General features: G+C 53.3%; 11 protein-coding genes. 6 read left to right on the top strand and 5 right to left on the bottom strand.

The features are described 5' to 3' along the window. Nucleotides 1-184: 184 nt before the first annotated feature. The 4 genes from ABLV11_RS08635 to speD all read left to right on the top strand — a co-directional run bounded on the left by ABLV11_RS08635 (nt 185) and on the right by speD (nt 4,132). Nucleotides 185-604: a hypothetical protein gene (locus ABLV11_RS08635; RefSeq protein ID WP_032704957.1), complete on the top strand. Its 420-nt coding sequence runs from the start codon at nt 185-187 to the stop codon at nt 602-604. Then, nucleotides 601-2,295, top strand: coding sequence for an FKBP-type peptidyl-prolyl cis-trans isomerase N-terminal domain-containing protein (locus ABLV11_RS08630; RefSeq protein WP_126488467.1), 1,695 nt, complete (start codon nt 601-603; stop codon nt 2,293-2,295). The genes ABLV11_RS08635 and ABLV11_RS08630 overlap by 4 nt, the downstream gene beginning before the upstream one ends. A gap of 164 nt (nt 2,296-2,459) precedes the next feature. Continuing rightward, nucleotides 2,460-3,323 carry a polyamine aminopropyltransferase gene (speE, locus tag ABLV11_RS08625; RefSeq protein ID WP_004108060.1) on the top strand — a complete coding sequence of 288 codons (864 nt, stop codon included), beginning with the start codon at nt 2,460-2,462 and terminating at the stop codon, nt 3,321-3,323. A 14-nt stretch (nt 3,324-3,337) separates the two neighbouring features. Beyond that, a complete protein-coding gene (speD, locus tag ABLV11_RS08620; RefSeq protein WP_004108061.1) occupies nt 3,338-4,132 on the top strand; it encodes an adenosylmethionine decarboxylase in 795 nt (264 codons plus the stop codon). A gap of 31 nt (nt 4,133-4,163) precedes the next feature. Here the strand turns inward: speD and yacL are convergent, their stop codons facing one another. Both yacL and acnB read right to left on the bottom strand, forming a co-directional pair. Further along, the gene (gene yacL, locus ABLV11_RS08615; RefSeq protein WP_004108063.1) at nt 4,164-4,526 is read right to left on the bottom strand and encodes a protein YacL; all 363 of its coding nucleotides are present in this window, start codon (nt 4,524-4,526) and stop codon (nt 4,164-4,166) included. A gap of 175 nt (nt 4,527-4,701) precedes the next feature. Next, nucleotides 4,702-7,299: a bifunctional aconitate hydratase 2/2-methylisocitrate dehydratase gene (acnB, locus tag ABLV11_RS08610; RefSeq protein WP_004108065.1), complete on the bottom strand. Its 2,598-nt coding sequence runs from the start codon at nt 7,297-7,299 to the stop codon at nt 4,702-4,704. 356 nt (nt 7,300-7,655) lie between these two features. On the opposite strand from acnB, the gene ABLV11_RS08605 reads away from it, so the two are divergent. Together ABLV11_RS08605 and ABLV11_RS08600 are read left to right on the top strand one after the other, a co-directional pair. After that, a complete protein-coding gene (locus ABLV11_RS08605) occupies nt 7,656-9,260 on the top strand; it encodes a DUF3300 domain-containing protein (protein ID WP_126488465.1) in 1,605 nt (534 codons plus the stop codon). Between the two features lie 10 nt (nt 9,261-9,270). Beyond that, nucleotides 9,271-10,071: a DUF2950 family protein gene (locus tag ABLV11_RS08600; protein ID WP_105889700.1), complete on the top strand. Its 801-nt coding sequence runs from the start codon at nt 9,271-9,273 to the stop codon at nt 10,069-10,071. A 48-nt stretch (nt 10,072-10,119) separates the two neighbouring features. Here the strand turns inward: ABLV11_RS08600 and ABLV11_RS08595 are convergent, their stop codons facing one another. From ABLV11_RS08595 to aceF, 3 genes are all read right to left on the bottom strand, one after another. After that, the gene (locus ABLV11_RS08595; RefSeq protein WP_004108075.1) at nt 10,120-10,404 is read right to left on the bottom strand and encodes a hypothetical protein; all 285 of its coding nucleotides are present in this window, start codon (nt 10,402-10,404) and stop codon (nt 10,120-10,122) included. Between the two features lie 162 nt (nt 10,405-10,566). Continuing rightward, nucleotides 10,567-11,991, bottom strand: a complete 1,425-nt coding sequence (gene lpdA, locus ABLV11_RS08590; RefSeq protein WP_004098637.1) for a dihydrolipoyl dehydrogenase — start codon at nt 11,989-11,991, stop codon at nt 10,567-10,569. Between the two features lie 207 nt (nt 11,992-12,198). After that, the coding region (gene aceF, locus ABLV11_RS08585) for a dihydrolipoyllysine-residue acetyltransferase (RefSeq protein ID WP_348855285.1) at nt 12,199-13,388 on the bottom strand (1,190 nt) is incomplete at its 5' end.

Below are 13,388 nucleotides of genomic sequence, written 5' to 3'. Positions count from 1 at the left end.
TTACAGCGACGACTAATTCATATCTCAATTCAAAAACCTCACCGATAATTCATTAAGTGTTTAACTAATTAATAAAATTAATTCTAATAAACCATAAAAAAAACAGCAGCCATATTATTGCAATCTCCTTTTTTGCACATTATTATCGCCCGATAACGACCCTTTTTATCAATGGAATGAAACCTTGAACATATCCTTATTTACCCGCATAGCACCTCTGGCCGTCATTTTATTAGTAGGTTGTCAATCAACACAATCCCGACAATCCGCCAGATTAATGAAACCTTTACCTGACGCGACATTAAATCAACAGCAAACTGAACAGCAGAGAATTGCCGAGGAGCAAGCGCGCATTGAGACTTGCCGTAAAGCGCTGGAGTCACTGAAAGAGGTGAATCCAAAGCAGGCAGCTAAATTGGGGAATGAGTTCACCGCCCTGCTCAACGCCGCATCTCAATATAATTCTGTGCGCAGCAAAGTTGCAGAGCCAACTAAACAGGGTATCGACTCTATGTACCAGTTCAAATCAATCAAGCTATGCGCGGATATTGAAAAGGAACTGATCGATAGTCTGGTTAAACGCGGTGAAAATGTTCAGCCATGAACGGAAAAATAGCTATTAACTTCAATTCGATATCGCTGGCAGCAGCGCTTGTGCTGGCGCTGTCGCCATCACCCGACGCTCGCGCGGAAAAAGAGGCGCTGATACACGTTACGGCAAATTCGAATAGTGACGCTTCAGGGCCGGCATTTTTAAATTACGCTAAAGAGCAGCAGACTCAGAAAGATCGCGCGCCTGCGAAGTCCGTTGAAGAAAAAAACGCTATTACGCAAACAACGAATAAAAAAAACGAGCAGAAAACCACTGAACTTTCACGCCAGGCTGCAATAATTGCTCAAAAAGATAAAATCATTCGGCAACTTCGACAACAGCTTTCAGCAAAGCCAGCTACGGTTTATGCCGTACAGGACAATCAAAAAGATCTGACGGATAAAATTCGCCAGCTTGAGAAAGCATTAACGGTTGCCGTAGCAGAAAAACAACGCTTAATAGACAAAGAGCTCTCCGCCGCCGCTGAAATGAAACAGAACCAGGGGCAGCTCAATGCCACGGAAAATAAAATTCTGCTACAGGAAAAAAAGCTAGCTTCTGCGGAATCAGCGAAACAAAAGCTTGAATCACTGCTAACGGAAGCCACCGCTGAAAAGCAAACGCTGTTAAAGAAACTCGCGGCTGAGGAAAAACAACAGCAAGATATCGCCTCTAAGCTTGCTGCCGCTGCATCAGACAAGCAAGCGCTCGCTGCAAAGCTCGCTGTCGCAGAAACCGCACAGCGGGAACTCAAAACAAAACTGGATGCGGGAGAAACCAGCCGGCAAGCGCTGGCGGCGAAACTTGCTGCCGCAGTAGCGGCAAAGCAGGATTTGGCGGTAAAACTGGCGGCCACGGGGGTAGAAAACCGGGCGCTCACGGCAAAACTGGACTCCTTCACCATCAGCAGGCAGCAGCCAGCGCCTCAGGAAAACGCGGTCAGCCCGCAGGCAGATGAAAACAACGCCCTGCTGCAGGCCAGCGCTGATGAGATAAGCCAGCTAAAGGCCCGGCTTGCTGATGCCGAGACAAAATCAGGTAAAAACCCGGCGGCTATCGATTTTACCAGGGAGCCTCAGCAGCAGGCTTACTCTGTCGGCGTATCGATGGGCGAGGAGGCGCTAAAAGTGTTGTCCACCCGCAGTTCCCAGGGCATAAAAATCAGTAAAGATACCGTTCTGCAGGGCATCCTGGATTCGTTTTCAGGGAAAATCGCCCTCGACGAGAAAGCGCGCAATAAGGCTCTGTTCGATGTGTCGAAAAAGGTCTTTCAGCATCTGCATAAGATAGAACAGCAGATGGTTAACGAAGGAAAAAAATACCAACAAAAGTTCGCGAAACAAAAAGGTGTGGTATTTAAAGATGGGGTATACAGCCGTATCGACTATGCCGGCGAAGGTAAGATCCTCGACAGCGATACCGTCACCGTAACCATCAAGGAGACGCTAATCGATGGAACCGTTATTAACGACATGGAAGCGGAAGGCAAAGTCTGGTCTCAGACCCTAAAATCCTATCCTCCTGTCTTCCTCGGGCCAATAAAGCGCCTGGGGAACCACGGTTCTATTACGGTGGTTATCCCTTCTGAACTCGCCTATGGTAGCGAAGGCCGGCCACCAAAAATCCCGCCCGGAGCGACCATGGTGTATTCAGTCAGAATCGTCGACGCCACGGCGGCACAGCCCCAGGCTAAAAACCCCTGATCCTCACGCCTCCTGACAGGGAGGCGTGTTTCCCTTTTCTTGAAAGGTTATGCCCCACGCTTCATTTGCTGAAATATCCACCGTGCATCATCTTCTATAGTTGGCTATGATGTTGCGCTCATTTTTAATGGGTGTAACAGGTGTTAACAAAGGAGGATCTGCCCGTGGCCGATAGCAATCTGTGGCATGAAACGCTGCACGACCATTTTGGTCAGTATTTCAGCGTTGATAACGTACTGTATCATGAGAAAACCGATCATCAGGATTTAATCATATTCGAAAACGCTGCCTTTGGCCGCGTGATGGCGCTGGATGGCGTAGTGCAAACCACCGAACGTGATGAGTTTATCTATCATGAAATGATGACCCATGTTCCTTTGATGGCCCACGGCCAGGCGAAACATGTATTAATCATCGGCGGCGGCGATGGCGCAATGCTGCGCGAAGTCTCCCGTCATCGCAACATCGAAACCATCACCATGGTTGAAATTGACGCGGGCGTAGTTTCATTCTGCCGCCAGTATCTCCCTAATCATAACGCTGGCGCGTACGATGACCCGCGCTTTACGCTGGTTATTGACGATGGCGTCAATTTTGTTAATCAAACCGCGCAAACGTTTGACGTCATTATCTCCGACTGCACCGATCCTATCGGTCCCGGCGAGAGCCTGTTCACTTCCGCCTTTTACGAAGGCTGCAAACGCTGCCTCAATCCAGGAGGAATCTTCGTTGCTCAGAACGGCGTTAGTTTCCTGCAGCAGGATGAAGCCGTCGATAGCCATCGTAAGCTCAGCCATTACTTTGGTGATGTAAGCTTCTATCAGGCGGCGATCCCAACCTATTACGGCGGCATCATGACCTTCGCGTGGGCCACGGACAATGAAGCCCTGCGCCATCTTTCCAGTGAAATCATCCAGGCCCGTTTTCACAAGTCAAACCTGAAGTGTCGCTATTACAACCCGGCAATTCACGCGGCGGCATTTGCTTTACCGCAATATTTACTGGATGCGCTATCCACCGTTAAGTAAGGGGGTGATCTAAATTGAAAAAATTGAAGCTGCACGGCTTTAACAATCTGACCAAAAGCCTGAGTTTTTGCATTTATGATATCTGCTACGCAAAAACGGCAGAGGAGCGCGATGGCTACATCGCCTATATTGATGAACTCTATAACGCCAACCGCCTGACGGAAATTTTGTCGGAGACCTGTTCGATTATCGGCGCCAATATTCTTAACATTGCCCGTCAGGATTATGAACCTCAGGGCGCCAGCGTGACTATTCTGGTCAGCGAAGAGCCGATCGACCCGCAGCTCATCGATCAGACGGAACACCCGGGTCCACTACCGGAAACCGTCGTGGCGCATCTCGATAAAAGCCATATTTGCGTTCACACCTACCCGGAAAGCCATCCTGAAGGCGGGCTGTGCACCTTCCGCGCCGATATTGAAGTCTCAACCTGCGGAGTCATTTCGCCGCTGAAAGCCCTGAACTATCTGATTCACCAGCTTGAATCCGATATCGTCACCATCGATTACCGCGTTCGCGGCTTCACCCGTGATGTGAACGGTATGAAGCACTTCATCGATCATGAAATCAACTCCATTCAAAACTTCATGTCCGAGGATATTAAATCTTTGTATGACATGGTGGACGTGAACGTTTATCAGGAAAATATTTTCCATACCAAGATGTTGCTGAAGGAGTTCGACCTTAAGCACTACATGTTTCACACCAGGCCGGAAGATTTAACGGAAGAAGAGCGCAGGGTCATCACCGATCGGCTCTGGAAAGAGATGCGCGAAATTTACTACGCAAGAAATATTCCGGCGGTGTAACGCCCGGCGGAGCACGGAGGCTCCGCCAGACTTAGCGCTGCTGCATAAACTCCCGATAGGCAGCAACGACCTGCAAAAAATCTTCAACGCCGCAGAGCGAGAGGCTTTCTTCGTCATAGTAGCTCATCCCCTCTTCTATCTCATCACCGGAAAAATCCAGCTGATTAGCGCGGATCATCACTTCTTCACCATCCAGCCATAGCGTGTATTCATGGCCGGCACGTTGCCAGGAACGTTCGCTGCCTTTAATGGTACGCGCAGCCTGCTCTACTTCATCCAGCAGGGCAAGGTTGCCTTTAACCTCCTCGTTGAACCAGTGGCCGAGCGCCTCATGGTCCATCGACATTCGCACCTTTACCACTCCGGTAATATCGCGCAGAAATTCGTAATCCATAGTCTTTTCCTCTGCAAGGGCAGTGCGTCACCGCTGCACTGTACCCATAACGTCATTATCGCAGCAGTCAGAGAGAAAAAAAGCGTCGCTGACGGAGGGATTGGAAATAAAAATGCCCGGTGATGCAATGTTCACCGGGCATTGAAGGGATTATGTACAACGCTGACTTATTGCGTTATACCGCGGTCTGGAAAATCACCCCATCAGCCTTCTCAGTATACTGACCCAGCTGATCGAAGTTCAGGTAGCGGTAGGTATCCGCCGCGGTTTTATCCACCTGAGCAACGTAGGTCTGATACTCTTCCGGTGTCGGTAGCTTACCAATCAGCGCCGCAACGGCCGCCAGCTCCGCAGAAGCCAGGAAGACGTTAGCGCCGGTACCTAAACGGTTCGGGAAGTTACGGGTTGAGGTTGAAACCACCGTCGCACCGTCGGCAACGCGCGCCTGGTTACCCATACACAGGGAGCAGCCAGGAATTTCAATACGCGCACCGCTCTTACCGAACACGCTGTAGTAGCCTTCTTCAGTCAGCTGCGCAGCATCCATACGGGTTGGCGGCGCCACCCACAGGCGAGTCGGCAGTTGGCCTTTGTGGCTGTCCAGCAGCTTACCGGCCGCGCGGAAGTGGCCAATGTTGGTCATGCAGGAACCGATAAAGACTTCATCGATCTTCTCACCCTGCACGTCGGACAGCAGACGCGCATCGTCCGGATCGTTCGGCGCGCAGAGGATAGGCTCTTTGATATCGGCCAGATCGATCTCGATCACCGCCGCATATTCTGCATCCGCATCGCCTTCCAGCAGCTGCGGATCGGCCAGCCATTTTTCCATGCCCTGAACGCGACGCTCCAGCGTACGACGATCGCCGTAACCTTCGGCGATCATCCACTTCAGCAGGACGATATTGGAGGTCAGATATTCAACAATCGGCTCTTTGTTCAGCTTGATGGTACAGCCGGCAGCAGAACGCTCGGCGGAGGCATCGGTCAGCTCAAACGCCTGCTCGACCTTCAGATCCGGCAGACCTTCAATTTCCAGAATGCGGCCAGAGAAGATGTTTTTCTTCCCTTTCTTCTCAACGGTCAGCAGACCTTGTTTGATTGCGTACAGCGGGATCGCATGCACCAGATCGCGCAGAGTGATACCCGGCTGCATTTTGCCTTTAAAGCGAACCAGTACTGATTCCGGCATATCCAGCGGCATAACGCCGGTTGCTGCGGCAAACGCCACCAGACCGGAGCCTGCCGGGAAAGAGATACCAATCGGGAAACGGGTATGCGAGTCACCGCCGGTGCCCACGGTATCCGGCAGCAGCATACGGTTCAGCCAGGAGTGGATAACGCCATCGCCCGGACGCAGCGATACGCCGCCGCGGTTCATAATGAAGTCAGGCAGCGTATGGTGCGTTGTCACGTCAACCGGCTTCGGATACGCAGCGGTGTGGCAGAAGGACTGCATCACCAGGTCGGCAGAGAAGCCCAGACAGGCCAGGTCTTTCAGCTCATCACGGGTCATTGGCCCAGTGGTGTCCTGAGAGCCTACGGAGGTCATCTTCGGTTCGCAATAAGCGCCCGGACGGACGCCGGCAACGCCGCAGGCGCGGCCAACCATTTTCTGCGCCAGCGAGTATCCGCGGCTGCTTTCCGCTACATCTTTCGCCTGACGGAAAACATCGCTGTGCGGCAGACCCAGCGCTTCACGCGCTTTGGTGGTCAGGCCGCGACCGATAATCAGCGGAATACGGCCACCGGCGCGGACTTCGTCGATCAGCACGTCGGTTTTCAGTTCGAAGTTCGCCAGCAGCTCGCCGGTTTCGTGGTTACGCACTTCGCCTTTGAACGGATAAACGTCGATGACGTCGCCCATATTCAGGCGGTTTACGTCAACTTCAATCGGCAGCGCGCCAGCATCTTCCATGGTGTTGAAGAAGATAGGCGCAATTTTGCCGCCGAGAACCAGACCGCCGCCGCGTTTGTTCGGCACGTTCGGAATATCGTCGCCCATAAACCACAGCACCGAGTTGGTGGCGGATTTACGCGATGAACCGGTACCAACGACATCACCAACGTAGGCCAGCGGGAAGCCTTTTTGCTGCAGGGCTTCAATTTGCTTAATCGGGCCAACGACGCCAGGCTGATCCGGGTCGATACCTTCACGAGCGTTTTTCAGCATCGCCAGCGCGTGCAGCGGGATATCCGGACGGGACCAGGCATCAGGAGCCGGAGACAGGTCATCAGTATTGGTTTCACCGGTCACTTTAAAAACGGTCACGGTGATTTTATCGGCCAGCTGAGGACGGCTCAGGAACCACTCAGCATCTGCCCAGGATTGCATCACCTGTTTGGCATATGCGTTGCCCGCTTTGGCTTTCTCTTCTACGTCGTAGAAATTATCGAACATCAGCAGGGTGTGGGACAGCGCTTTGGCGGCAATCGGCGCCAGCTTTGCGTCGTCGAGCGCGTCAATCAGGGGATGAATATTGTAACCGCCCTGCATGGTGCCCAGCAGTTCGATAGCTTTTTCAGGGGTAACCAGTGGGGAGGTCGCTTCGCCTTTAGCGATCGCGGCAAGGAATCCGGCTTTAACATAGGCGGCTTCGTCGACGCCTGGCGGTACGCGGTTAATTAACAGGTCTAACAGGAATTCTTCTTCACCCGCAGGCGGGTTTTTCAGCAGTTCTACCAGCGCGGCCATTTGGGTTGCATCTAAGGGTTTGGCAACAATCCCCTCGGCGGCACGCTCAGCTACGTGCTTACGGTATTCTTCTAGCACGACGGTTCTCCTCGCTCTCATTGTAAAATGCGGTAGGCGATTCTCTTCACGCTCCTGTGAGACAGCAGTTTGTAGGGTAAATGCCCGATACCGCGTCGGCAGCATAGCAGGATTTTGGCGGGGTGTTAATCTGTTTACAAAAAAGCAACATTAAAAATTAGCTGAATCGTTAAGGGCAGAATATTGCAGGTTTTATGTCAGTTTAGCGGAAGATAAAATTAATTCTGTTACACATAACTGACCACAATCCCAACAAAAATCAAAAACGCAAATGCGCCCTCCTTAATACTCAGGCACTTCTCCGTCGTTCGACAATAGTCAGTCGAAACGGGCCAACTTTTGTGTCGGGAGTACTCATGACGCTGCCTTTCAAACCCCACGTGCTCGCCCTGCTTTGCAGCGCCGGGCTACTCGCCGCCGCGGGTACGCTGTATGTAAAAAGCCGGGAACCGCAAACCGCTGCCCAGCCCCCTGCCGTTACGCAGACGGCTCAGGCAACCGCCGCCGCTCAGCCGGTTACTGCCGCCTTGACTCCCGCACAGATAGATCAGTGGGTCGCGCCGATTGCGCTCTATCCCGATAATCTACTGTCACAGGTGCTAATGGCTTCGACTTATCCGGGCAACGTCGTGCAGGCGGTGCAGTGGTCGCAGGATCATCCGACGATGAAAGGCGATTCGGCGGTACAGGCGGTGGCAAATCAGCCCTGGGATCCCAGCGTAAAATCGCTGGTCGCCTTCCCCGCTCTGCTGACGTTAATGGGGGAAAACCCGCCATGGGTGGAAAACCTGGGGAACGCATTTCTTGCCCAACCTCAGGACGTAATGGACTCGGTGCAGCGCTTACGCGCCATTGCCCGGCAAACCGGAACGTTAAAATCCACGCCGCAGCAGAAAATCATTACCGCCACCAGCTCCGCGGCTCCGGCAACGTCAACGTCAACGTCAACGACCACCGCTTCCCGCAGTAGCAGCGCCGTCACCTCCTCCGCCCCGGCGCCAGTGATTATTAAGATCGAATCCACCGATCCGAATGTCGTGTATGTGCCGGCCTATAATCCCTCGGTGGTTTATGGCGCCTGGCCTGACGCGGCCTATCCACCGGTCTACCTGCCGCCGCCTCCCGGCGAGCAGTTCACCAATAGCTTTGTAAAAGGTTTTGGTTTTAGCCTCGGCGTCGCCACCACCTATGCCTTATTCAGCAATATCGACTGGGATGACAATGACCATCATCATGATGACGATCATCACCATCACGATGATGATCATCACGGCGACTACTCGCACAACGGCGATAACATCCATATCAACGTGAATAATTTCAACCATATCACCGGGCAAAATCTGCCGGGGAATCATGCCAGCTGGCAGCATAATCCCACCTGGCGCGGTAATATTCCGTACCCAAACGACAACATTGCGCAGCAATTCCATCAGACCACTGTTCCCGGTGGGCTGAGCGCGACCCGACATCCGCCAGTCGATCGCAACGCACAGCGTCAGGCAGCGATGACTCAGTTGCAGCAGCGTACCGGCCCGGCGGCAGCTGCAGGTCACTCGACCGCACATGCACCTTACCGCGATGCCCAGCGTCAGGCCGCATCGCAGCAGCTGCATCAACTGACCCAGCGCAATAACTATCGCGGTTATGACCAGGCGCCGGCGGTTAATCATAGCGCCGTACAACCGCAACATCGGGAAGCGCTAAAAACGCAAATCCGGACTTCCACAGGGCAGCAGCAGCGCCGCGAACAGTTGCGGACCGCAACGCCCGAACAACGCCAGCAGAAGCTAAATGACCTCCACGTCAATGCCCTCAGCGGTAACGACATCCGCTCTCCCGACTGGCAGTCGCAGCGGGAACGCGGCCTGCAGAGCCGTCATATCTCAGGTTTAAACAGCGAGCAGCGCAGCGCGGTCAGAGAGCACTTGTCCGAGCATCGTGAACTGCGCCATCGCTGAGGATACGCAAATGAAAAAATTATTAAAAATGACGCTGCTGGCCCTGGCCCTGGCGCCCGCCATGGCGCTAGCTCAGCAGCAGTTTTCCTCCCCTGATGAGGCCGCAAGCGCGCTGGCTGAGGCAATCGGCAGGCATGATGAATCTGCCCTAACCGGGCTGCTCGGCGATAGCTGGCAGCAATTTTTACCGCCGGATGGCATCGACCCTGACGCCGTCGCTCGCTTTCAGCGTGACTGGAAGGTTGGCCACCGTATCGTTCTGCAGGAAAATACCGCCTGGCTGGAGGTAGGCCGGACAGAGTGGCGTCTGCCGATACCCATCATCAAAGATAACGATGGCTGGCGTTTTGATATGACCGCGGCTGAAGATGAGATTCTCACGCGCACAATTGGTCGTAATGAACTGTCAGCCATTCAGGCTATGCACGCTTACGTTGACGCTCAGCAGGATTTTTATCAGTTAAACCACGCCTGGGCGCAGAAGATTATCAGCAGCGACGGCAAGAAAGATGGGCTCTACTGGCCCGTCGCGCCGGGAGAGGCATCCAGCCCGTTAGGGCCAGCCTTCAGCCCCGTTGAACCCGGTGAGGGCTATCATGGCTATCGTTTCCGTATTATCAAAGATGGGGGCAATCATGGCGTCGCCCTGCTGGCATGGCCCGCGACATGGGGGAAAACCGGCATCATGAGCTTTATGGTCAACCAGGATGATCGCGTTTATCAGGCTAATTTAGGTGAAGAAACGCCGAACAAGGCGCAGGCCATTTCTCAGTTTTCACCTGATAATGGCTGGCAGGCCATCGAGCAGTAAAAAAGCCCGGCGCGCGATAACGCCGCCGGGCCATATCGCCGTGATGAGTTAGCCCTGATGGGGCATCAGAGACGGGTCGCCCGCAAAAGCCGGTTTAGTGCTGCTCAGTGCCGCTTCGTCAGCGCTGATGCTACCGGAATTCGCCGCCCACACGCCTTCGCGAGTCTTCGTGATCTGCTGATGCTGCATATTTAAATCCTGGCCCATAGCCGCAATATGCGTACTTTCAGTACCGCCGCTGTTATCAGCCCAGGGGATAACGGCATCAGCTGCGCAGGCCATGCCCGAAACTAAGGTTGCTGCCAACAGCGTCGTCGTTAAAAATCTTTTCATCACACACCTCACATATAGTTAATTAGCTATAAGTTTATAGAGTTACTATTTTTCAAGTATTAATAAGGTATGCAATTTTATTAACAGCGACACAGTTCTAAACATCAGGCATAAAAAAAGCGGCTCACTGAGCCGCTTCTTCATTTTGCCTGAAAGAAAAACTTACTTTTTCTTCGCTTTCGCGTTCGGCAGGTCGGTGATGCTACCTTCGAAGACTTCCGCAGCCAGGCCAACGGACTCGTGCAGAGTCGGGTGAGCATGGATAGTCAGCGCGATGTCTTCAGCGTCACAGCCCATTTCAATCGCCAGACCGATTTCACCCAGCAGCTCGCCGCCGTTGGTGCCGACAATCGCCCCGCCGATAACGCGATGAGATTCTTTGTCGAAAATCAGTTTGGTCATACCGTCAGCGCAGTCAGAAGCGATAGCGCGGCCAGAAGCCGCCCACGGGAAGGTGGCGGTTTCATAGCTGATGCCTTTCTCTTTCGCTTCTTTCTCTGTCAGACCAACCCATGCAACTTCTGGTTCGGTATAAGCGATAGACGGGATAACTTTCGGGTCGAAGTAGTGCTTCATACCGGCGATAACTTCTGCGGCAACGTGGCCTTCGTGAACGCCTTTGTGCGCCAGCATCGGCTGACCAACGATATCGCCGATCGCGAAGATGTGCGGCACGTTAGTGCGCAGCTGTTTGTCGACGCGGATAAAGCCACGCTCGTCAACTTCAACGCCTGCTTTACCGGCATCAAGGTTTTTACCGTTCGGCACGCGGCCGATAGCGACCAGAACGGCATCGTAGCGCTGCGCTTCCGCCGGGGCTTTTTTGCCTTCCATGGAAACGTAGATACCGTCTTCTTTCGCTTCAACGGCGGTCACTTTAGTTTCCAGCATCAGGTTGAATTTCTTGCTGATGCGCTTGGTGAAGACTTTCACCACGTCTTTATCGGCAGCCGGGATAACCTGGTCGAACATTTCAACCACGTCAATCTCTGAACCCAGCGCGTGATATACGGTGCCCATTTCCAGACCGATGATACCGCCGCCCATAACCAGCAGACGTTTTGGTACGGTTTTCAGCTCCAGCGCATCGGTGGAGTCCCATACGCGCGGATCTTCATGCGGAATGAACGGCAGTTCAATCGGACGGGAACCCGCCGCGATGATAGCGTTGTCGAAGTTGATCACGGTTTTGCCGTTTTCGCCTTCCACTTCCAGGGTGTTAGCGCCGGTAAATTTACCCAGACCGTTAACCACCTTCACTTTACGACCTTTGGCCATGCCAGCCAGACCACCGGTCAGCTGAGTGATGACTTTTTCTTTCCAGGTGCGAATCTTGTCAATGTCGGTTTTCGGCTCACCGAAAACGATGCCGTGTTCGGCCAGCGCTTTCGCTTCTTCGATAACTTTTGCAACGTGCAGCAGTGCTTTAGAAGGGATACAGCCGACGTTCAGGCAAACACCGCCGAGGGTGCTGTAACGTTCTACGATGACGGTTTCCAGACCTAAATCAGCGCAACGGAAGGCAGCAGAATAACCTGCGGGACCTGCCCCAAGTACCACGACCTGAGTTTTGATTTCAGTACTCATCATGACCTCTGTAATTTGTATCCGGCGGGTCTGACGCTATAGTTTTTACGCCCATGTCCACCGGGACGTTCTATCCGCAAGCATTTTACAAAATTGTTAACAATTTTGAAACAACAAACGGCAAACGATTTTGTCCTTTATTGCTGGTAACTTCAAAACGCAGAAGAGATTACCAGAAAAAAGCCGGCCGTCAGGCCGGCTTTTCGCTTACATCACCAGGCGGCGAATGTCGCTCAGCATATTGTTGATGATGGTGATAAAGCGCGCACCATCAGCACCGTCGATCACGCGGTGGTCGAAGGACAGAGAGATCGGCATCATCAGACGCGGAACAAACTCTTTACCATTCCACACCGGCTCCATCGCGGACTTGGACACGCCGAGGATAGCCACTTCCGGCGCGTTAACGATCGGCGCGAAGTGGGTGGTACCCAGGCCGCCGATGCTGGAGATAGTGAAGCAACCGCCCTGCATTTCGCCAGCGGTCAGCTTACCATCACGCGCTTTCTTAGAAATCACGGTCAGTTCACGAGACAGCTCGGTTACGCTCTTCTTGTTCACATCTTTAAAGACCGGAACCACCAGACCATTCGGGGTATCAACCGCCACACCGATGTTGATATATTTCTTCAGCGTCAGACGCTGGCCATCTTCAGAGAGCGAGCTGTTGAAGCGCGGCATTTGCTCAAGCGCAGCGGCAACGGCTTTCATGATGAAGACAACCGGAGTGAATTTCACGTCCAGTTTACGCTTCTCAGCTTCGGCGTTCTGCTGTTTACGGAACGCTTCCAGATCGGTGATATCGGTTTTGTCGAAGTGAGTAACGTGCGGGATCATCACCCAGTTACGGCTCAGGTTAGCACCAGAGATTTTCTGAATGCGACCCAGTTCAACTTCTTCCACTTCACCAAACTTGCTGAAGTCCACTTTCGGCCACGGCAGCATGCCCGGGATACCGCCACCGGTTGCCGCAGGCGCAGCTTCAGCGCGTTTAACCGCTTCTTTCACGTAAGCCTGAACGTCTTCGCGCAGGATACGGCCTTTGCGACCCGTACCTTTCACTTTCGCCAGGTTGACGCCGAACTCGCGCGCCAGGCGACGAATCAGCGGCGTTGCATGAACGTACGCGTCGTTTTCAGCGAACTCAGATTTGCCTTCCGCTTTAGCAGCAGGAGCTGCAGCAGGTTTCGCCGCCTGAGCCGGAGCTGCCGCAGGTGCAGCGGCTTCTTGCTTAGCCGGAGCCGCTGCAGGCGCTGCGCCTTCCACTTCGAAGACCATAATCAGGGAGCCGGTTGAGACTTTGTCGCCGGTGCTGATTTTGATCTCTTTCACGGTGCCCGCAAACGGCGCCGGAACTTCCATAGAGGCTTTATCGCCTTCTACGGTGATCAGCGACT

The organism is Klebsiella sp. GW_Kp181 (assembly GCF_040062315.1).
Classification (GTDB): domain Bacteria; phylum Pseudomonadota; class Gammaproteobacteria; order Enterobacterales; family Enterobacteriaceae; genus Klebsiella; species Klebsiella oxytoca.
The sequence above is the reverse complement of the archived record's forward strand: the minus strand, read 5'-3'. Positions and strand labels throughout refer to the sequence as shown.